The sequence below is a fragment of the Bradyrhizobium sp. YR681 genome (assembly GCF_000282615.1).
Classification (GTDB): Bacteria; Pseudomonadota; Alphaproteobacteria; order Rhizobiales; family Xanthobacteraceae; genus Bradyrhizobium.
In genome coordinates this window covers 26,906-46,414 of sequence record NZ_AKIY01000026.1, presented here as the reverse complement: position 1 = coordinate 46,414, position 19,509 = coordinate 26,906, and the positions used below count along the sequence as shown (strand labels likewise).

The 19,509-nt window shown below is 64.3% G+C and carries 22 protein-coding genes and 1 tRNA gene; 11 read left to right on the top strand and 12 right to left on the bottom strand.

Going from position 1 to position 19,509, the window contains the following annotated elements:
• From PMI42_RS04365 to PMI42_RS04355, 3 genes are all read left to right on the top strand, one after another.
• The coding region (locus tag PMI42_RS04365) for a carboxyl transferase domain-containing protein (protein WP_008130915.1) at positions 1 to 969 on the top strand (969 nt) is incomplete at its 5' end.
• A gap of 4 nt (positions 970 to 973) precedes the next feature.
• Positions 974 to 2,977, top strand: coding sequence for an acetyl/propionyl/methylcrotonyl-CoA carboxylase subunit alpha (locus PMI42_RS04360; protein ID WP_008130914.1), 2,004 nt, complete (start codon positions 974 to 976; stop codon positions 2,975 to 2,977).
• A gap of 1 nt (position 2,978) precedes the next feature.
• Complete coding sequence (locus PMI42_RS04355) at positions 2,979 to 3,890, top strand: hydroxymethylglutaryl-CoA lyase (protein WP_008130913.1); 912 nt, start codon at positions 2,979 to 2,981, stop codon at positions 3,888 to 3,890.
• Positions 3,891 to 4,087: 197 nt separating this feature from the next.
• On the opposite strand, the gene PMI42_RS04350 is transcribed toward PMI42_RS04355, so the two are convergent.
• From PMI42_RS04350 to PMI42_RS04335, 4 genes are all read right to left on the bottom strand, one after another.
• A complete protein-coding gene (locus tag PMI42_RS04350; RefSeq protein ID WP_008130912.1) occupies positions 4,088 to 5,014 on the bottom strand; it encodes a dihydrodipicolinate synthase family protein in 927 nt (308 codons plus the stop codon).
• 73 nt (positions 5,015 to 5,087) lie between these two features.
• The gene (locus PMI42_RS04345; RefSeq protein WP_008130911.1) at positions 5,088 to 6,071 is read right to left on the bottom strand and encodes a TRAP transporter substrate-binding protein; all 984 of its coding nucleotides are present in this window, start codon (positions 6,069 to 6,071) and stop codon (positions 5,088 to 5,090) included.
• Between the two features lie 24 nt (positions 6,072 to 6,095).
• Positions 6,096 to 7,361, bottom strand: coding sequence for a TRAP transporter large permease (locus PMI42_RS04340; protein WP_008130910.1), 1,266 nt, complete (start codon positions 7,359 to 7,361; stop codon positions 6,096 to 6,098).
• Positions 7,361 to 7,984 (bottom strand): TRAP transporter small permease, encoded by a 624-nt coding sequence (locus tag PMI42_RS04335; protein ID WP_193376320.1) that lies wholly within the window; start codon positions 7,982 to 7,984, stop codon positions 7,361 to 7,363. The genes PMI42_RS04340 and PMI42_RS04335 overlap by 1 nt, the downstream gene beginning before the upstream one ends.
• Positions 7,985 to 8,180: 196 nt before the next feature.
• On the opposite strand from PMI42_RS04335, the gene PMI42_RS04330 reads away from it, so the two are divergent.
• A complete protein-coding gene (locus tag PMI42_RS04330; protein ID WP_035964465.1) occupies positions 8,181 to 8,864 on the top strand; it encodes a GntR family transcriptional regulator in 684 nt (227 codons plus the stop codon).
• A 113-nt stretch (positions 8,865 to 8,977) separates the two neighbouring features.
• On the opposite strand, the gene PMI42_RS04325 is transcribed toward PMI42_RS04330, so the two are convergent.
• Genes PMI42_RS04325 through PMI42_RS04315 form a run of 3 tightly spaced genes read right to left on the bottom strand, consistent with a single transcriptional unit; the run spans position 8,978 to position 11,924 of the window.
• Entirely contained in the window at positions 8,978 to 10,336 is a 1,359-nt protein-coding gene (locus PMI42_RS04325; protein ID WP_008130906.1) for a TRAP transporter large permease, read from the bottom strand.
• On the bottom strand, positions 10,333 to 10,905 hold the full coding sequence (locus tag PMI42_RS04320) for a TRAP transporter small permease (RefSeq protein WP_008130905.1): 573 nt from the start codon (positions 10,903 to 10,905) through the stop codon (positions 10,333 to 10,335). The genes PMI42_RS04325 and PMI42_RS04320 overlap by 4 nt, the downstream gene beginning before the upstream one ends.
• Positions 10,902 to 11,924, bottom strand: a complete 1,023-nt coding sequence (locus tag PMI42_RS04315) for a TRAP transporter substrate-binding protein (protein ID WP_008130904.1) — start codon at positions 11,922 to 11,924, stop codon at positions 10,902 to 10,904. Before PMI42_RS04315 ends, PMI42_RS04320 begins: the two co-directional genes overlap by 4 nt.
• A gap of 350 nt (positions 11,925 to 12,274) precedes the next feature.
• On the opposite strand from PMI42_RS04315, the gene PMI42_RS04310 reads away from it, so the two are divergent.
• Entirely contained in the window at positions 12,275 to 12,517 is a 243-nt protein-coding gene (locus tag PMI42_RS04310; protein ID WP_008130903.1) for a pentapeptide MXKDX repeat protein, read from the top strand.
• Between the two features lie 109 nt (positions 12,518 to 12,626).
• Here the strand turns inward: PMI42_RS04310 and PMI42_RS04305 are convergent, their stop codons facing one another.
• Positions 12,627 to 12,974 (bottom strand): DUF6481 family protein, encoded by a 348-nt coding sequence (locus tag PMI42_RS04305; RefSeq protein WP_008130902.1) that lies wholly within the window; start codon positions 12,972 to 12,974, stop codon positions 12,627 to 12,629.
• A 268-nt stretch (positions 12,975 to 13,242) separates the two neighbouring features.
• On the opposite strand from PMI42_RS04305, the gene PMI42_RS04300 reads away from it, so the two are divergent.
• From PMI42_RS04300 to PMI42_RS04290, 3 genes are all read left to right on the top strand, one after another.
• Positions 13,243 to 13,473 carry a hypothetical protein gene (locus PMI42_RS04300; protein WP_008130901.1) on the top strand — a complete coding sequence of 77 codons (231 nt, stop codon included), beginning with the start codon at positions 13,243 to 13,245 and terminating at the stop codon, positions 13,471 to 13,473.
• 77 nt (positions 13,474 to 13,550) lie between these two features.
• Complete coding sequence (locus PMI42_RS04295; protein WP_008130900.1) at positions 13,551 to 13,781, top strand: hypothetical protein; 231 nt, start codon at positions 13,551 to 13,553, stop codon at positions 13,779 to 13,781.
• Between the two features lie 180 nt (positions 13,782 to 13,961).
• Positions 13,962 to 14,735: a hypothetical protein gene (locus PMI42_RS04290; RefSeq protein WP_008130899.1), complete on the top strand. Its 774-nt coding sequence runs from the start codon at positions 13,962 to 13,964 to the stop codon at positions 14,733 to 14,735.
• 343 nt (positions 14,736 to 15,078) lie between these two features.
• Here the strand turns inward: PMI42_RS04290 and PMI42_RS38420 are convergent, their stop codons facing one another.
• The gene (locus PMI42_RS38420) at positions 15,079 to 15,255 is read right to left on the bottom strand and encodes a hypothetical protein (RefSeq protein ID WP_008130897.1); all 177 of its coding nucleotides are present in this window, start codon (positions 15,253 to 15,255) and stop codon (positions 15,079 to 15,081) included.
• A gap of 186 nt (positions 15,256 to 15,441) precedes the next feature.
• On the opposite strand from PMI42_RS38420, the gene PMI42_RS39955 reads away from it, so the two are divergent.
• The 3 genes from PMI42_RS39955 (at position 15,442) to PMI42_RS04275 (ending at position 18,189) form a co-directional block, all read left to right on the top strand.
• Positions 15,442 to 15,639, top strand: coding sequence for a hypothetical protein (locus PMI42_RS39955; RefSeq protein ID WP_157195715.1), 198 nt, complete (start codon positions 15,442 to 15,444; stop codon positions 15,637 to 15,639).
• A 356-nt stretch (positions 15,640 to 15,995) separates the two neighbouring features.
• Positions 15,996 to 17,669, top strand: a complete 1,674-nt coding sequence (locus PMI42_RS37405) for an autotransporter family protein (RefSeq protein ID WP_008130896.1) — start codon at positions 15,996 to 15,998, stop codon at positions 17,667 to 17,669.
• Positions 17,670 to 17,970: 301 nt separating this feature from the next.
• Positions 17,971 to 18,189 (top strand): hypothetical protein, encoded by a 219-nt coding sequence (locus tag PMI42_RS04275; protein WP_008130895.1) that lies wholly within the window; start codon positions 17,971 to 17,973, stop codon positions 18,187 to 18,189.
• A 135-nt stretch (positions 18,190 to 18,324) separates the two neighbouring features.
• Here PMI42_RS04275 and PMI42_RS04270 read toward each other — a convergent pair whose 3' ends face one another.
• From PMI42_RS04270 to PMI42_RS04260, 3 genes are all read right to left on the bottom strand, one after another.
• On the bottom strand, positions 18,325 to 18,564 hold the full coding sequence (locus PMI42_RS04270) for a hypothetical protein (protein ID WP_008130894.1): 240 nt from the start codon (positions 18,562 to 18,564) through the stop codon (positions 18,325 to 18,327).
• A 163-nt stretch (positions 18,565 to 18,727) separates the two neighbouring features.
• A complete protein-coding gene (locus PMI42_RS04265) occupies positions 18,728 to 19,168 on the bottom strand; it encodes a hypothetical protein (RefSeq protein WP_008130893.1) in 441 nt (146 codons plus the stop codon).
• 247 nt (positions 19,169 to 19,415) lie between these two features.
• A tRNA-Arg gene (locus PMI42_RS04260) sits at positions 19,416 to 19,492 on the bottom strand.
• Between the last annotated feature and the right edge of the window lie 17 nt (positions 19,493 to 19,509).

Below are 19,509 nucleotides of genomic sequence, written 5' to 3'. Positions count from 1 at the left end.
GGCGCCCCGCCGCTGGTGAAGGCTGCGACCGGCGAGGTGGTGACGGCGGAAGAACTCGGCGGCGCCGACGTGCATTCGCGCCAGTCGGGTGTGACCGATCACTACGCCCAGAACGACGCGCACGCGATCGGCATCGCCCGGCGCATCGTCGGCACGCTGAAGCCGTCCTCGCGGCCGAACCTCAACATGCACAAGCCGCGCGACCCGCTGTTTGCGGCGGAGGAGATCTACGGCGTGGTGCCCGTGGATGGCCGCAAGCCGTTCGACGTGCGCGACATCATCGCGCGCGTGGTGGACGGCTCCGAGTTCGACGAGTTCAAGAAGCTCTATGGCACCACGCTCGTGTGCGGCTTCGCCCATATCTGGGGTTTTCCGGTCGGCATCATCGCCAACAACGGCATTCTCTTCAGTGAAAGTTCACTGAAGGGCGCCCATTTCATCGAGCTGTGCTGCCAGCGCGGCATTCCGCTGGTGTTCCTGCAGAACATCACCGGCTTCATGGTCGGCAAGAAATACGAGGCCGGCGGCATCGCGCGCGACGGCGCCAAGCTGGTGACGGCGGTTGCGACCGCCTCGGTGCCAAAGTTCACCGTCGTGATCGGCGGCTCCTACGGCGCCGGCAATTACGGCATGTGCGGCCGCGCCTACTCACCGCGATTCCTCTGGATGTGGCCGAATGCGCGCATCTCGGTGATGGGCGGCGAGCAGGCCTCGATGGTGCTGAGCCAGGTCCGGCGCGACAATATCGAGGCCAAGGGCGATAGCTGGTCCAAGGAGGAGGAAGACAAATTCCGCGAGCCCATCCGCGCGCAATATGACAGCCAGGGGCATCCCTATTACGCGACTGCGCGCCTCTGGGACGACGGCGTGATCGACCCGGCCGACACGCGGCTCGTGCTGGGCCTCGGCCTCTCGGCGGCGTCGAATGCGCCGATCGAGCCGACGAAATTCGGCCTGTTCAGGATGTGATGCGATGGACCGTACAAAGCTCTACCGGCGTTTTCGCACGCTCCTGATCGCCAACCGCGGCGAGATCGCCTGCCGCCTCATCCGCACGGCGCGGGCCATGGGCCTGCGTACCGTCGCGGTCTATTCCGAAGCCGACCGCGACGCGATGCATGTCGCGCTCGCTGACGAAGCCGTGCTGCTCGGGCCGGCACGGGCCCGCGACAGCTATCTCAATGTCGAGCGGCTGATCGAGGCTGCGAAGAAGACCGGCGCCGAGGCCGTGCATCCCGGCTACGGATTTCTGTCGGAGAACGCCGAATTCGCGCAGGCCTGTTACGACGCCGGCCTCGTCTTCGTCGGCCCGACCGCCGGAATGATGACGGCGATGGGTTCGAAATCGGGCTCGAAGGCCTTGATGGAAAAGGCCGGCGTGCCGCTGGTGCCCGGCTATCACGGCGACGCGCAGGACGACGCGACGCTGGCGAAGGCCGCCGAAAAGGTCGGCTTCCCCATCCTGGTGAAGGCCTCCGCCGGCGGCGGCGGTCGCGGCATGCGGATCGTGCGCTCGGCGGACGAACTTGGGCCCGCCATCGTCAGCGCCAAGCGAGAAGCCAAAGCCGCGTTCGGCGACGACCGCATGCTGATCGAAAAGTATGTCGACAATCCCCGGCATATCGAGGTGCAGATCATCGGCGACAGCCACGGTAATCTGCTCTCGCTGTTCGAGCGCGAATGTACCTTGCAGCGGCGGCACCAGAAGGTGATCGAGGAAGCGCCGTCGCCGACGCTCAGTCCCGCCCAGCGCGAGACGGTCTGCGCCGCCGCGCGAAAGGCGGCGGGAGCCGTGAACTATGTCGGCGCCGGCACCATCGAGTTCGTCTCCGACGGCAAGGACGTGTTCTTCATCGAGATGAACACGCGCCTCCAGGTCGAGCATCCCGTGACCGAATTGATCACCGGGATCGATCTCGTCGAATGGCAGCTGCGCGTCGCCTTCGGCGAGGCGCTGCCGCTGAAGCAGGACGAGATCCGGCTCAACGGCCACGCGGTCGAAGCGCGCGTCTATGCCGAGAACCCGACCAAGAATTTCATGCCGTCGGTCGGCAGGATCTCGACCTGGCGCCTCCCGGCAGAAACCGGCGGCTTGCGCATCGACGCCGGCTACCGCGAGGGCGACAGTGTCTCGCCGTATTACGACGCGATGCTCGCCAAGATGATCGCGTGGGCGCCGACGCGGGATGTCGCGATCGATCGGCTCAACCGCGGGCTGGAAGAGTCCGACGTCCGCGGCATCGTCACCAACATCCCGTTCCTATCGGCGCTGATCACGCATCCGAAAGTGCGGGCGAACGCGATCGACACCGGCTTCATCGAGCGCGAGCTGGCGGTGCTGACGTCGACGGCATCGGCGCCCGGCGAGCTTGAGCTGTGCGCGGCGGTCGCCGCTGTGATCAATGAGGAGCGGCAGGCCGCGCAAGGCGGCGCGCATTCACCCTGGCAGACCTTTGGCTGGCAGCCGGTCGGCCGCCGCCAGCGCAGCTTTGTTTTTCGCGTCGGTCATGGGCCTGAGCAGAAGGTCACGCTGAACTATGGCAGCGGGCCCTCAACCCTGGTGATCGGCGAGCGCGAGCTGGCCTTCACGATCGCGCCGAAGGATGGCGGCTTCGACCTGACGCTCGACGGCGTCAAATCGTCTGTCGCGGCCGTGATTGACGGCCACGAGCTGTACCTGCGCACGCGCAACGGCCGCTTCGACCTGCACTGGGTCGATCCGTTCGGCGGCGAGACCGAGGAGCAGACCGGCGCGGACAAGATCGCAGCGCCCCTGCCGGGTACGGTCGTCGCCGTGTTGGCCGAGGAGGGCGCCAAGCTCGAGAAAGGGGCGCCGATCCTCACCCTGGAGGTGATGAAGATGGAGCAGACGCTGCGGGCACCCTATGCCGGCGTGCTGAAGTTGATCAAATGCAAGGTCGGCGACATCGTCCAGGAAGGCGTCGAGCTCGCCGTGGTCGAACCGTCGGGAGAGTAAGATGAGCGATCCCGTCCGCATCATCGAGATGGGGCCCCGTGACGGCCTCCAGAACGAGAAGACGGCCGTCAGCGTCGAGGCCCGCATCGCCTTCATCGAGGCGCTGGTCGCGGCCGGCCTCGATACGGTCGAGGTCGGCGCCTTCGTCTCGCCCAAGGCGATCCCGCAGATGGCAAGCTCCGATGCCGTGCTGCGCGGTGTTGCCCATGTGAAGGACGCCGAATTCCACGTTCTGGTGCCGAACGAGAAAGGCTATGACGCCGCGCGCGCGGCGGGCGCGCAAGTCGTCTCGGTGTTCGCGGCGGCTTCAGAGGGCTTTTCGCGGGCCAACATCAACTGCACGGTTGCGGAGTCCATCGATCGCTTCAAGCCGGTACTGGCGCGCGCCAAGAGCGATGGCGTCAAGGTGCGCGGTTATATCTCCTGCGTGCTCGGTTGCCCGTTCGACGGCGAGATCAAGCCGAAGGCGGTCGCCGACCTTGCCAGCACGCTGTGGGACCTCGGCTGCTACGAGATCTCGCTCGGCGACACCATCGGTGTCGGCACGCCTGCCAAGGCGAAGGAGATGCTGCGCGCGGTTAGTGCCAACATCCAGCCGGCAAAACTGGCGATGCATTTCCACGACACCTATGGCCAGGCGCTCGCCAATCTCTATGCGGGAATGGAGGAGGGGGTTCGCGTCATCGACGCCGCCGCCGGCGGCCTCGGCGGCTGCCCCTACGCGCCGGGCGCGACCGGCAATGTCGCGACCGAGGATGTCGTCTACATGCTCGAAGGCATGGGCGTCAGGACCGGCGTCGACATGGACAAGCTGCTGGCGGCCACGAACGAGATGAGCGGCGTGCTCGGCAAGCCGCCGGTGAGCCGCGTGGCCTCCGCGCTGAATGCGAAGAAGAAGCGGGCTGCTTCCTAGTTCGCCGTCATTGCGAGCGCAGCGAAGCAATCCAGAATCCCTCCGCGGAGGGTTTCTGGATTGCTTCGTCGCAAGGGCTCCTCGCAATGACAGAAGAGAGAGCTCTCGTAGGGTGGGCAAAGGCGCGTAGCGCCGTGCCCACGGTCTTTACATGATGGTGGGCACGCTTCGCTTTGCCCACCCTACGAGACCTTCGCTCAGGCCGCCTTCAACCCGACATCCGGCAGGCGCGGGCGGTTCTTCAGGGCGCGGACCATCATGGCCTCGACCTCGGCCTTCTCCTGCGGCAGCAGCGCGAGGCGGGGCGGGCGGGTCAGAGCGGTACCGCGGCCCATGATGTGCTCGCACAGCTTGATGCACTGGACGAGATCCGGGCGGGCGTCGAGATGCAAGAGCGGCATGAACCATTCGTAGAGCGGCATGGCCTCGGCAAAGCGGCCGGCCTTGGCCAGACGAAACAGCGTCTCGCCCTCGCGCGGGAAGGCATTCGACATGCCGGAAACCCAGCCCACCGCGCCCATGGCGATGCTCTCGACGATGACGTCGTCGAGGCCGGCGAACAGCACGAAGCGGTCGCCGACCATGTTCCTGGTGTCGATGAAACGCCGGGTGTCGCCTGAGGAGTCCTTGAAGCAGACCACGGTCTCGACGTCGGCGAGCGTGGCCAGAATGTCGGGGGTGACGTCGTTCTTGTAGATCGGCGGATTGTTGTAGAGCATCACCGGCAGGTCGGTCGCGCTGGCGACGGCGCGGAAATGCGCGGCGGTCTCGTGCGGCTTGGACGAATAGACTAGGGCCGGCATCACCATCACGCCGTCGATGCCGACGCGCGCGGCTTCCTTGGCGGTTTCGACCGCGAAAGCCGTGGTGAATTCGGCGATGCCGCACAGCACGGGCACCCGGCCGGCCGCGACGGATTTGGCCGTCTCCATGATCGCAACCTTCTCCTTGCGCTCCAGCGAGGTGTTCTCGCCGACCGAGCCGCAGACGATCAGGCCGGAGACGCCGTCGCGGATCAGCCCGTCCATGACCTTCGCGGTCGCGTCGATGTCGAGCGAGAGGTCGTCGTGGAATTGCGTGGTGACGGCCGGGAAGACGCCTTCCCAGGAAACGCGGCGGCTCATGGTTTTTCTCCAGATGGAAATGCCAGCGGGGGGCTGGGTCCGCCGGCTGTGGTGAAGAGGATGGCGAATGGGATCAGAGCGTCGCGCCGACCTTGCGCAACTCGGCGAGAACGGGTGCCTTCGGCAGCCAGATCTTGTCGAACTCGGCGATGACGGCCTCGGTATCGCCGGCCGGGACCTGGCGGATCGGGATCGGCGCGTTCTTGAAGTTCTCGATCAGCGCTGGTTCGTTGGAGGCGAGTTCGTCGATCTGCGCGTCCAGCGTCGACTTGATCGTCTTGGCGATCAGCTCGCGGTCGGCTGCGGGGAGCGTCTGCCAGACCCGGCCCGACACCACGGCCGCCATCGGCATGAAGACGGCATTCATCTGCAGGATCACCTTCGAGACCTTGTCGAAGCGCTGGTTCCAGGAGAATTCGAGATCGGCCTCGAGGCCGTCGACCTGGCCGTTGGCCATGGCGTCGAACACCTGCGGCGTCGGGATCGGCGTCGGGGCTGCGCCGAGCGAGGAATAGAAATCGCGATAGACCGGCGTCGGGTTGATGCGCAGCTTCATGCCCTTGATGTCGGCGAGCGAATTGAGGTCCTTGGACGAGAACACCGCGCGCATGCCGGTGATGCCCCAGCCGAGCCCGATGGTGCCGGTCTCCTGCGGCAGCACGTCGAACAGCTTCACTGCCGCCGGATGCCGGACGAATTTCGCGACCGCGGGTGTCGAGCGGACGATGTAGGGCGCATTGATCGCGGCGATGTGCGGCACGCGCGAGCCGAGCTCGGCGGCCTGGATGAAGCCCATGTCGAGCGCGCCGGACTGCAATTGCTGCATCATGGCGGGCTCGTTGCCGAGCTGGCCCGAGTGGAACACGGTCAGGGTCAGCCGGCCGTTGGTGGCAGCCTTGAGCTCGTCGCCGAATTTGAGCGCGGCCTTGTTCCAGGAGTGGCCGTTCGGCGTGATCAGGCCGAGGCGGAATTCCTTGGCCTGGGCAAGCGCCAGCGACGGCGCGAACACCGATGCGGCGGCACTGGCGGCGAGAAAGCGGCGGCGTGAAAGCGGCATGGTCGGGCTTCCTTTTGAACAGGCCTATTTGATGAGGATCAGCGAGAGCGAGGGGTAGAGCGAGAGCAGCACCAGCAGGACGCAGGAGATGACGAAGAAGGGCAGCGTCACCATGAACATCTTGCCGGGCTTGGCGCCGGTGACGGCGGCCGCGACGAAGAAGCAGAGCCCGACCGGCGGCGACAACAGGCCGAGTACGAGGTTGATCACGACGACGACGCCGAAATGCCGGGGATCGATGTGATAAACGTCGGTCGCAACCGGCAGCAGGATCGGCACCGTCATGATCAGGCCGGGAATGCCGTCGATCACAGTGCCGATCACCAGCAGGATGACGTTGCAGATCAGCATGAAGCTGATGGGGTCCTTGGCGGCCGTCTGGATCCAGGCCGCGGTTTCCTGCGGCACCTTGCCGAAGATCAGGACCCAGGAGAACACGGCCGCCGCCGCCACGAGGAACAGCACGATCGCCGAATAGATGCCACTGCGCAGCATCATCTGCGGCAGCTGGGAGAACTCGAATTCCTTCGTCCAATACTTGCCGACGAGTGCCGCGGCGACTGCGCCGACCGCGGCGGATTCCGTCGCATTGGCGAGGCCGCTGAGGATGGTGCCGACGATGACGATCGGGATCAGCAGGGTGGGTGACGTCCGCAGGATCGTCATGACGCGCTGGCGCGGCGTCTGATAGTCCGCACGGGGATAATTGTAGATATATCCCATCAGCGCGATGACGAGGCAGAACATCACCGTGAGGATGACGCCCGGCACGATGCCGGCGATCAGCATGTCGCTGACCGAGACCTGCGCCAGCACGCTGTAGACCACGAACATCACCGAGGGCGGAATGATCGGGCCGAGCATGCCGCCGTAGGCGGTGAGGCCCGCCGCGAAGGTCTTGTCGTAGCCCTTCTTCTCCATCTCCGGCACCATGATCTGGGCCATGATCGCGACCTGCGCGGTGGCTGAGCCCAGGATCGATGAGATGAACATGTTGGCGAGGATGTTGACGTAGGCAAGCCCGCCCTTGAGCGAGCCGACGAAGGCCATCGCCATGTCGACGATGCGCCGCGTGATGCCGCCGCCGTTCATGATCTCGCCGATCAGGATGAAGAGCGGGATGGCGATCAGGCCGTAGCTGTCGACGCCGCCGAACAGCTGGAGCGGATAGGACTGGAACAGCACGGGATTGCCGGACGCTGCGATGTAGACGAGGCCAGCAAGGCACAGGCAGAGCCCGATCGGCACGCCGACCAGCATGATCGCGACGAAGGCGGCTGACGTGATCATCAGTTGACCCCGTCGAGTTCGGAGAGCTGAAAGCCCTTCGGCGGCGTGCGCGGGACCAGCTCGAGATCTTCCAGAAGGTTGGCGAGGCCGTGCACGGTCATCGACACCGCGAAGATCGGCAGCGTCAGATAAAGCACCCAGGTCGGCCAGTTCAGCGTCTGGGTGTGCTCGGTGTAGAGGAAGTTGAAGGTTTCGGCCGCAAGCTTGCGTCCGTCGAACCCGGCACGCGCGAGGCCAATCGGGTCCATCCAGAGCACGCATGTGATGATCAGGGCGACGCCGAAGACGACGACGAGGCCGGTCGAAATCACTTTTGCGATCTTCTGGTGCCGGGCCGAGAGGCGCTCGGTCAGCATGGTCACCGCGAAATCGAGCCGCAACCGCGTCATCGCGGAGGCGCCGACGAAGGTCAGCCAAACCACGCAATAGACTGCGGATTCGTCGATCCAGTAGATCGGGAAGCGGGCGTAACGGGTGACGACGTTCAGCAGGATCAGGCCGGTGAGCAGGTACATCAGGCCCATCAGCGCGACGCGCTCGACGGCGAGCAGGGCGCTGGATGCGCGGACGACCATGCGTCGAACGCTCAACGCGCGCGTGGCCGGAATCGTCTGCTCGATCATGAAAGAGGCCCCGACCCCTGAGAAATCTCGTGCTATCGGCAAATGTATAATTTATACATTTTGGGTGTCAAACGGAGATTGCGGTCATTTCGGCGGTAGGACGCGCTTTTGCTGGGCACTCACTTTTGCTGAGTGGCTCGACATGCAAGAGAGGGACCGCGTCGGCTGGACGAGTCGGGAAGGACAACAAGGTCAGATGAAACAGCCTCTGAAGCATCGCACGCTGTCGGCCGCGATCGTGGATCAGCTCCGGCAGGCGATCCTCGACGGCACCTATCCGGCCGGCTCGCAGCTGCGCCAGGATGCGCTTGGCGAAACCTATGGCGTCAGCCGCATTCCCGTCCGCGAGGCGTTGTTCCAGCTCGAAGCGGAAGGCCTGGTGCGCATCGTGCCGCAGAAGGGCGCCATCGTCTCGGAGCTGTCGCTCGACGAGATCAACGACGTGTTCGATCTGCGCTGCATCCTGGAACCACGCCTGCTGGCGCAGTCGGCGCCGCATTTCTCCGCAGATGATTTCGATGCGCTCGACGACATCCACAGGCAATTCGAGAAGGCCATCAAGGCGAAGAATGTCAGCGATTGGGGCCAGCTCAACGCCGACTTCCATCTCGCGCTCTATATGCACGCCCCGCAGCCGCGCACGCGTGCGATCGTGCTGTCACTGCTCCAGACCAGTGACCGCTACACGCGCCTGCAGCTCTCCAACACCAAGGCGATGGGGACCGCCGAGAAGGAGCACGCCCAACTGATCGCGCTCTGCCGCGCCCGGAAGGTCGATGAGGCCTGCGGCTTCCTGGAGCGGCATATCGAGGCCGTGCGCAAGGACCTGTTGCAGGTGGTCGCCGGCCGCGTGGCCCCACCGAAGGGGCGGCGGAAATAAAAATCGCAGGGTGGGCAAAGCGAAGCGTGCCCACCACTTTTAGCGGAATCACAAAGAGATGGTGGGCACGGTGCCGCGCGCCTTTGCCCACCCTACGGCAGTTGCGATTGCCGCTACCGGCTCCCGTCCGGCCCCATCACCAGATCCGGCAGTGCGGTCGAAATCCCCGGCACGAAGCAGAGCAGCAGCACCGCGAGCATCATCAGCAGCACGAAGGGCAGGGTGCCCCAGATCACCTCGCGCAGGGGAATATCAGGCGCGACGTTGCGGATGACGAAGATGTTGAGGCCGACCGGCGGGTGGATCAGGCCCATCTCCATCACGATGGTCATGACCACGCCGAACCAGATGATGTCGAAATTGGCCGCGCGCAGCGGCGGCAGGATGATCGGCGCGGTCATCAGGATGATCGAGACCGGCGGCAGGAAGAAGCCGAGCACGACGACCATGACGAGGATCGCGAACAGCAACTCCCAGCGCGGCAGGTGCATCGCGACGATGGATTCGGCGACCGATTGCGAGATGTGCAGATAGCTCATGACGTAGGAGTAGAGCAGCGACATGCCGATGATCATCATCAGCATGGTCGATTCCCGGATCGTCGATTTCATGATGGGCGCAAGGTCGCTCGGTCGCCACACGCTGTAGATCGCCGCGATCAGCGCCAGCGCGAGCAGGCCGCCGAGGCCGGCGGTCTCCGATGGCGTGGCGTAGCCGCCGTAGAGCGCGATCATGACGCCGGTGAGCAGCAGCACGAACGGAATCACGCGCGGCAGCACGCTGAAGCGTTCGGCCAGCGTGTACTCGTCGCGGGCGAGGATCGCAGCCTCCGGGCCGCCGTTCTTGTAGACCGCTTCGGCCGCGGCATATTCCTGCCGGAAACGGATCACGGCATAGGCCCCGAACAGCGAGACCAGCAGCAGCCCGGGTCCAATGCCGGCGAGGAACAGCCGTCCCAGCGACTTTTCGGCTGCGACCGCGAACAGGATCATGGTGATCGACGGCGGCAGCAAAATGCCGAGCGTGCCGCCGGCGGCGATGATGCCGGCCGCGAAGCCGCCGGAATAGCCGCGCTTGCGCATCTCGGGGATGCCGGCCGAGCCGATCGCCGAGCAGGTCGCGGGGCTCGAGCCCGCCATCGCCGCGAACAGCGCGCAGGCGAACACGTTGGCGACGCCGAGGCCGCCGGGCACACGATGCAGCCAGGCATGCAGCGCCAGATAGAGATCCTGGCCTGCGCGTGACTTGCCGATCGCGGCGCCCTTCAGGATGAACAGCGGGATCGACAGCAGCGTGATCGAGGCCATTTCCTCGTACACATTCTGGGTCACCGTATCGAGGGACGCGGAGGGCATGTAGATGCCCATGAACACGACCGCGACCGCGCCGAGCGCGAACGCAATCGGCATGCCCGAAAACATCACGAGCAGCGTCGCGACCGCGTAGGCGACGCCGATACCGAAAACGCTCATGGACGCTTCGCTCCTGCTAAAGGCCTGGTCCCCGCGAAAGGCAGCGCAAGCTGCACGAGGATCTGGACGCAGAGCAGGCTCATGCCGAGCGCCATCAGTGAATAGGGAATGGCGAGCGGCGGCGACCAAATCGAGTTCGAGACCTGGCCGTCGACATAGGCTTCGTGCGCCAGCGTCCAGGACTTCCAGGTGAAGAAAGCGCAGAACAGGAACGTCGCGGCGTCAACCAGCCAGAGCCTGATCTTGTTCGCCAGCGGCGAGAGCAGCCCGACGAACGCCTCGATGCCGATATGGCCGCGGTTCTGCTGCACATAGGCGGCCGTCATGAAGGTGGCGCCGACCAGCAGGAACACGGCGGCCTCGTCCTGCCAGTAATTGGCGGCCTTGAACAGGGCGCGGCTGAGCACGCTGTAGCTCAGGATGGCGCAGGCCGCGATCAGCGCGAGCGCGGCGAACACGACGATGATGCTGTTGAGGATGGCAAGACCGCGATCGACCGCCGCCGCAAGGCCTGTCCTTGCGGCAGCGTTCGCCTGGTCGTCACGATCCGGAAGCGGACCGTGACTCATGCGCCAACGTCGGAAGCGAGCTTGAGCAGGTTTGCCGAGGTCGCGGTCTTGGCGCCGTAATCCTTCCACGCGGTGTCGCGAGCGATGTCGCGCCATTTGCCGACGATGGCGGCGTCGAGCGCACTGACCTTGGCGCCGGCCTTCTCGTAGACCTTGGCGACCTCGACGTCGTCGTCCTGCGCGCCCTTGCGGCCGAAGGCTTCGAGCTCGGTGCCGACCGCGAGCAGGACGTCCTGCTGGTTCTTCGGCAGCTTGTCGAAGATCGCCTTCGACATCATCAGCGGCTCGAGCATGAACCAGTAGGACGCGCCGGCCCCCGACGTCAGCGACTTTGCGACCTCTTCGAGGCGGAACGAGATCAGGCTGGTCGAGGAGGTGATGCCGGCATCGCAGGCGCCGGTCTGCATCGCCGCGTAGATTTCGTTGGAGGGCACCGACAGCACGGAGGCGCCGGCGGTCTGGAGCACCATGTCCATCTCGCGCGAGCCGCCGCGCACCTTCAGGCCCTTGGCGTCTTCAGGGGCGACGATCGCCTTGGATCGGCTGGCGACGCCGCCGGCCTGCCAGACCCAGGTGAGCAGGATGATGCCCTTGTCGGCAAGGAAGTCGGTCAGCGCCTTGCCGACCGGCTCCTTCTTCCAGCGCATGCCCTGATCGTAGGTGGTGACGAGGCCCGGCATCAGGCCGATATTGGTCTCCGGCAGCTCGCCGCCGGCATAGGGCATCGGATAGAGCGAGATATCGAGCGCGCCCTTGCGCATCGCGGAGAATTGCGCGTTGGTCTTGATCAGCGAGGAGTTCGGATAGATTTCCGCGGCGATGTCGCCGTTGCTGCGCTTGGCGACTTCGGCGGCGAACATGCGGCAGAGCCGGTCGCGGAAATCGCCCTTGTCGATGGTGCCGCCGGGGAATTGGTGCGAGATCTTCAGCGTGGTGGCGGCATGCGCGGTCCCGGTGCCGAAACGTAGAATGGCGGGTGCGGCGACGGCGGTCGCGAGCAGGTGGCGGCGCGTGAGCATGGTGTGATCCCCTTGAACGTTTCTTTGAATGGTTGTTGTTTGCAGTGATTGGGTGGGTCGTTGAGACCGGCGCTAGGCCCATCCTAGCCGGTCTTCCATCCGATGATCTCTAGTCTGATAGTTCGAGACGGAATGCCGCGGCAAGGGCCGGCATTGCTGCGCTGCACACTTGCCGTTCCTTCCGCGCCGTATCGGCGGCGCCATACGCGAAGGCGATTGCGGCGAATAGGTGGACGGCAGCATCCCGCAGAAATTTATCGGTGGCGGCGTAACAACGCGTGCGGTCGATCCGTCGAGATCAATAGCGGCGTCCGTCGCTGACAAACACGATCTCGAAGGGAAGATGATCCATGACCATTCGTAACCGCATCGCGCTCGGCGTCTCGGCTGCCGCTCTCTCGCTTGGCCTCGCGTTTGCGCCGGCCGCCTTCGCTCAGGACAAGATGGGCAAGGATGACGGCATGATGAAGAAGGACACGATGTCCAAGGACGGCATGAAGAAGGACGGCATGTCCAAGGACGACGGCATGAAGAAGGACCACATGACGAAGGATGGGATGAAGAAAGACGACGGGATGATGAAGAAGAACTGATCTCGACCGTCATCGCCGAGCGTTGGCGCGAAGCGAACGCAAGCTTTCGAAATCCCGGGGGCGGTCATGTGGGCCGCTCCCCGGAATCATTTCTTGGTTCAATTGAACGTTACTTCCGCTTGGCCTTACGGGCGGCGTAGCGGGCGTCGCGCTTGGCCTTCTGTTCGGCCTCGAGTTCAGCCGCCTTGGCAATTGCTTCTTCGGCTTCGCGGGCGATGCGCGCAGCCTCGGCCGCTGCAGCTTCTTCCGCGATGCGCTTCTGCTCGGCCTTTTCCGCCTCGCGTGCAGCCTTTGCCTCGGCGCGCTTGGCCGCAAGTGCTTCGCGCTCGGCGCGCTTCGCCACGACCGCGGGATCATCGGGCCCGGGCTGCGACTTGAATTTGTTCAAAAGATTTTTGCGTGCTTCCTGCGCGGCCTTTTGCCGGTCGGAAAAGCCTGGTTCCCTGAATCCACTCATGGACGAGCCTTGTCTTCCTCGCTTTCGATCCTACATCATTGCCTGTTGGTACGTCGGCTGGGCATAGCGGGCGCCACGCGACGAAGAAGCGTGTACATCGGCGCGCGTCGCGAAGCCACCCATAATCGCAGCCGATCAGGTAGACGAAAAATCGCCAACCCCCGACGATCTCTCGTAGCCCGGAAAAACTGCCGAATTGTGATGTCCCTCATAAAGGGGCCCGGAGGCGACGCCTAGCGTTCGCCCGGATACGAGACGGAGCACGGGCATGACCCTTTCAAGACTGAGCCTGAAAGCGCTCCTGGTCGCCGTCGCGGTGGTGGCCGGTGCCGCGCTGCTGCTCGCCCGTCCGCAGCCGATCGAGAGTGCCGTCCTGGGCGCGGATTGGGAATGCACCCGCACCGCGTTCGTGCTCACTACCTGCGCCCCCCGGATCCAGCAAGCGATTCCGGCCGTCGAGACCTCGCGCAAGGATGCGATCCGCCAGACCCGGGGGTGAACGGGAGAGGCTGGAGGGGATGTGACGCCACGCCGCAGAGGTGATAAAGCGCAGCGCGCCCCTGTGATTGGTCCGCCATGTCCGAGTCCAAGCCTGCGTCTCAGCCCGAACCGGGCAAGACGCCGAAATCCTCGCCCAAACCTCAATCCGGCGACAACCGGCGCGGCACCATGGCCGGTCTGATCATCGCCATCGTGATCCTCGGTGTCGGCTGGTGGCTCGCCCGCGATCTCACTGCCGCCAGCAAGATGCAGGACTGCCTGATGTCGGGGCGGAGCAATTGCAACGTGATCGAGCCGGCCCGCTAGAAGCGCTCCAAGCGTGGCCCGCACGGACGAAAAAATGCCGTGATCTTAATCATTTGTAACGGGACTAGCCGACCAAAGCAGGTCAGTTATGTCAGCCGGCATCAGCCATGCGCGAGGCGAATCGTCTATCGCGCATGGACCACGGCCACGGCAATCGCGAGAGTAGGGGGTTCAGCACGCATGAGTGCGTCCAGCCGCATGAAGATCATCATTCCCTTGGTTTCGGCCATGTCATTGCTCGCCGTCTCGGCGCAGGCACAGGACGCAGGGCCATCGAGGCACGACGGCCATCCGCCGGCAGGGCCGGGCGCTGGCGCGCCGCCCCAGAACATGCGCAAGGGACCTCCGCCGCAGCAGGCCGCCCGGCCCGCACCGCCGCCCGGCGCCGGCCAGCCTCATGCCGGTCCTGGTCCCGGGCCCGGCCCCCGCGGTGCCGGCGGCCCGCCGCCGGGACGCAACTACGCCAGGGGCCCCGCGCCGGCGCGCGACTGGGGCGGACATGCCTATCGCGGCCATGTTGCCTGGGATGGCGGGCGCTGGCGCCACGAAGTCCACAACGGCCGCTCGGGCTGGTGGTGGGATGTCGGCGGCGTCTGGTATTATTATCCGCAGCGGATGGCCGGCCCGCCGGGCTACATCTCGGAGGAGTATTACGACGACGTGCCGGTGGTCTACGCGCCGCCCGCGGCCGCCTACGAACCGCCACCTCCGCCGCCGCCGGCCGACCCCGGCGCCAGCGCGCTTGGCGGCGCCATTGTCGGCGGCGTACTCGGCGGCCTGATCTCGGGCAACGCGTCGGGTGCGGCCGCAGGTGCCGTGATCGGTGGCGCCACCGGCGCGATTGCCGGTGCAACCGCGGCCTCGCGGCCCGGCTATTATCTGGCCCAGGGCAATTGCTACTATCGCTATCCGAGCGGCCAGTACGTGCAGGCCGATCCGCGCGCCTGCTACTGAGTCTTCGCGCAATATCGGAATCGAGGCGAGAGGCGGGCTAAAGGCCCGCCTCTTTCGTTCTGGCGTTGATGCCACCTGGCCGCGTTCGGGGGCGCACGACAACTGCCTCAAATCAGCGCTGGCGCTCGTTGGCGCTTCACGCGATTTTCAAAAGATGGAATTGTCGGGACAAGAATTCCGGGGACCTGGGACATGCTGGATGCGATCCAGATCAGCGTGGCGTTATGGGCCATGATCGTTTGCGGCGGGATCAAGCTGGGGCAGGCGGTGCACTGCCTGTTCTAGCGCGTGGGCCGTTGCGGCCAAGCCGTGTGCGCGGAGCAGCGACCGATCGCCGTGCGCGTCAGGAGACCAGCCAGTTGAAGAATGCCATCGCACCCCAGACCAGGCCGCCGATCCAGGCCAGCATGACGATGCCGATGGTCGCAAGAAGGGCGACGCCGAACAGGTCGGAGCTTTCTCGTCGTGTCGGGATCTGAGCCTCGGCTGCTGCTTCTTGTGTCATGACCGGAAAGACCACTTGTGCCTCCTCGCACCGTTGCGAGCGTCGATGGGTGTTTAGCGGAGACGCCGGACGCAGCCTGTGACGCAATTCACAGATCGGTCCGAATGACGTCCGCTCTCACGGCTTCGTGCGGGACATGTCCGGAAACAATCGTGCCTTCACAGCCGTGAGTAAGCGATCCGCTTCCCCGGAATCGTACGGATGAAATTGCCATCCGTTCGTCGAGATCTGCCGGCTAGAATTGGCTTCATGTGTACCAAGTACGATCCACGGCACGAGGCCGAGGCCGCGATGAAGCGGGCGGCAGAATCCGAAGGCCCCGACCGGCAAAGACTGATCCAGGTCGCCCTGGCCTGGCATCAACTCGCCCGCGATCGGCGCGACGAGCAGGCGGACTGACCGCCTTCAGCCCACGACCGCAGGACCCCGACTTCGGACAAACGTGATTGAGTCAGCGACGTCATCGCAAGGCGCGGGCAACCCCGTCGGCGGTGCGGCCGTGCGCGACAGGAGTAGTCGCCGTGCGTCGCAGCATGGATGCGATTCTCATCGATAGGACGGAAAACCCAATTATCTCAAAGGCAAAATATGTCTACTTGCCTAACTATGTTGTTTTTAGGTGACGCTTGATTGCTAATCGTTGCTGGGAACCCGAACAGCAATTGCCGGTCCTCCTCGGTTCGACGTATTGCTTGGCGACTCGATATTGACGGCCATTCATTCGTTTTTCTGGAATTTCTTTAAGGGGGGTGGGAATGACTTCTTCCGTGACCCGCAAGGCCCTTTGGCTCGGTGGCGCCGCTTTTCTTGCGCTGGGGACCTCGGCCAACGCGCAAAACATCGACACGATGTCGCAATGGAACGGCACGTCGTTCATCTCGAGCTGGGGCGTACCGAACACGGCCACATACGGCCAGACCTTCGTGCCGACGAGCGGGCAGTCCCGCCTGTCGGGCTTCACGTTCCAGCTCCTCCAGAGCAGCGGCACGGCGCCGCAGTACCAGGCCTTCGTCTACGCGTTTGATCCGACCAGCCAGCGCATCACGGGCTCGGCGCTGTTCACCTCCGGTATCATGACGGCGCCCAGCGGCGCTTCGTTCCAGACCGTGTCGATCAATACGGGGGGCGTCTCGCTCACGCCCGGCCAGCAATACGTTCTGTTCCTGACGACCTCGACGATCACCGGGCAGCCGAACAGCTCATACAGGTGGGGCGCGCTGACCAACAACACGGCGATTCCGAACGGTCAGTTCGTATTCCAGAACAACGGGACGAACTTTGCACAATTGAGCACGGTCGCCTGGAGCAACATCGCCGAAGATCTCGCGATGCAGGCCTTCCTCTCAGGCGGCAATACCGGCGAGAACCTCGCCCAGGCGCAATCAGGCGCATTCCAGCTCGGTAACTCCTACCTGTCGCTGCTGACCGATCCGTTCGCGACCAACAAGGTCGCGACGACGGGCACGCTGAACTATGCCGGTGAAAAGCCGGTGCCGGCGGCCGTCCGCTCGGCCTTCGGCGCCTACATGAAGGCGCCGCCGCCGGTGGTCGCCTATGTCCCCCGCTGGGATGTCTGGGGCGCGGCGTTTGGCGGTGCGAACAACACAGGCGGCAACGTCGCGGTCGGCACGTCCGACCTCTACACCCGCGTCGGCGGTGTCGCCGCCGGTGCCGACTACCGCTTCACGGCGGACTCGCTGATCGGCTTCTCGCTCGCCGGCGGCAACATCAACTGGTCGGTGACGCCGACGGTTGCCGGCGCAGGCAATGGCGGTGGCACCAGCGACACCTTCATGGCCGGTGTCTACGGCAAGTACGGTTTCGGGCCGGGCTACATTTCGGCAGCGGGCACCTACACCAACTACTGGATGGGCACGAGCCGCTCCAACACGCCGGGCATCGATCTCTACAAGGCGGACTTCGAAGCCCAGGGTTGGGCAGGGCGCATCGAGGGCGGCTACAAGGTCGGCCAGTACTGGACCGTGAACTGGACGCCTTACGGTGCCATCCAGGGCCAGTGGTTCCGGACGCCCGGCTACACCGAGACGGCAGCGCTGGGCGCCGCCGGGAGCGCGCTGACGGTGGTTGGCCGCACGGCGACCGCCTATCGTGGTGAGGTCGGCGTGCGCACCGACAAGATCGTGCCGGTGGACAATGGCGGCCAGCTCAATTTGTTCGGCAAGTTCGCCTACGCCCATGACGAGATCAGCAATCCGTCGGCAACACTGAGCTTTGTCGGTCTCGGCGGTGTCGGCGCTGCGCCCTTCACGGTGTTCGGCACGACGCCAGCCCGTGACCTCGCGCTGACCACGGCCGGCGCTGAGTGGCGCACCGCGAGCGGCGTCTCGTTCCTGGTGAAGTTCGACGGCGAATTCAGCGATCGGTCGCAGACCTACTCGGGCACGGGACGTATTCGTTACACCTGGTAAGCGGGCGCTCGCCGGGGACCCCAGGCGCGAGGCCGGCATTGCCCGCCTCGCGCCTTTGTTTTTCCGAGGTAGCATGAGAAAGCCCCGTGCTCGGGGGGACAAGCACGGGGCCCTTCAAAGCCGACCGGGGCAGGGGAGGTCGGCACCACTCTGTTTCGTTGCATCAACTCTGCGGTCGCAGTCTCGTTCCGCGCGGCTTTCGTATTTTGTCGCGCCGCCGGCCGCTGTGACGGGTATGCGGATGACTCCGCGTCACGATCGGAGCGCAGGAACCTCCGTTCCTCGCCGGCGTTGGCCGGCTATGACAGACCCCGAATTACGCGCGCAGTCTTTCGAGATCGCCTGGAAATATCTCGATCAAGCCGGCCTGCTCACAGGCGAGAGCAAGGATTCTGCGCGCTTTATCCTGAACAGGATCGACCGGATGATGCTGCGCGGCGAGCGGCGCAGGCTGCTGCTGTCGAACGCCGCGATCGATGCGTATCGCTTGCGACCTGTGCTCGTGACGCTGGACGCATGAATTACTGAGCCAGTGAAACGCCGCGTTAAGATATGCGCAGCGTCGGTTTTCGCGGTGACGATTCGTGCTTTGCGAACGAAGCGGAGTCGGACCGTGAACAAACGAAATGCCGGCCGGCGCGAAGGCGTGCTTGAATCAATCGATCGCCAGGCATTCTTCCAGATGCTGCTTCCGGTCTTCCAGATGCGACTTCTGATGGGCTCGATGCGTCCATGCCTGAACGGCAAAGGCGAGTTCATGCTGGCTCGCCGCGACATTCGCGATGGACGCCTGCGCCACCTCGATCCGCTTTGTGACCACGCTGGTGTTCACGAGGCCCGCATCGATCGCCAGATACGACATCGCGACAATTGCCACCGCAGATGCGATAGCCATTCTCGTCCACTCGGCTGGTAGCATAGACAGTCCTTGTCGGGCGCATGTCGCCCGGCGCTTAGATAGGGGGGATCTGTCCGGTTGGAAGGCCGGTGCGGGGGTACCCACGCGTTCGTGATGGAAGAGATTTGCAGCTGTGCAACGCGAACGCTGGCGCGTGACATTAGTCGCGGGAATGGAAATCTATGATTTGATCGGACTGGGGCGGGGGCTTCGTCTCCATAGGGAAGCCCAACCGCTTTCTAGCGGTAAGTCGTTTGTGTTCGGTCAGGCGTAATCCCACGCGATTGCGGAGGGACATGTTGTACTGCCGTCCAATGGAGGTCTCGGCGCTTACCGCGGTGGTAATAAAGTCCCCGATCGGGATGCTCATCAGGTAGCGCTGTCCCGGCTTGATGGTCACCCAATCTTTGTCCTGCAAAAGAGAAATGCTCACTTCCCACAAATTCCAGGTGACCCGGATCGAGGGGCTGAATGCCACTGTGAAGTACTTCAAGACAACGTCTTTATCGCTGACGTTCACGGCCTCCAGCCAAAGGTAGTCGGAATCAAGAAGTGGAAGCGAGCTTCCTTTCTCGGAGGCGCGAGTGGCCTTGATCTTCAACTGTCTTCGTCCCTTGACGAATTGGAGACGGTGAAAACAAACCCAAGCACACCCGCCAGAGCAGCTCCCGTCTTTGCTATATCAGGGAATTCCATCTGAGGACGTTGGCCTTTATGAACGGCAAGCGCGGACCGGATAAGCGCTGCCGCGCACCAAAGCTTTACAAGTACAGCCTTCCGACGCAGTTTTTCAATAAGCAGCCTACGTATTGGCGCTTTAGATTGAAACCGGTTCGCATGTCAGAGAATGGCGATCCCAGCAGGACTCGAACCTGCAACCCGCGGAGTAGAAATCCGCTACTCTATCCAGTTGAGCTATGGGACCGTCTTGAGCCGCCTGAT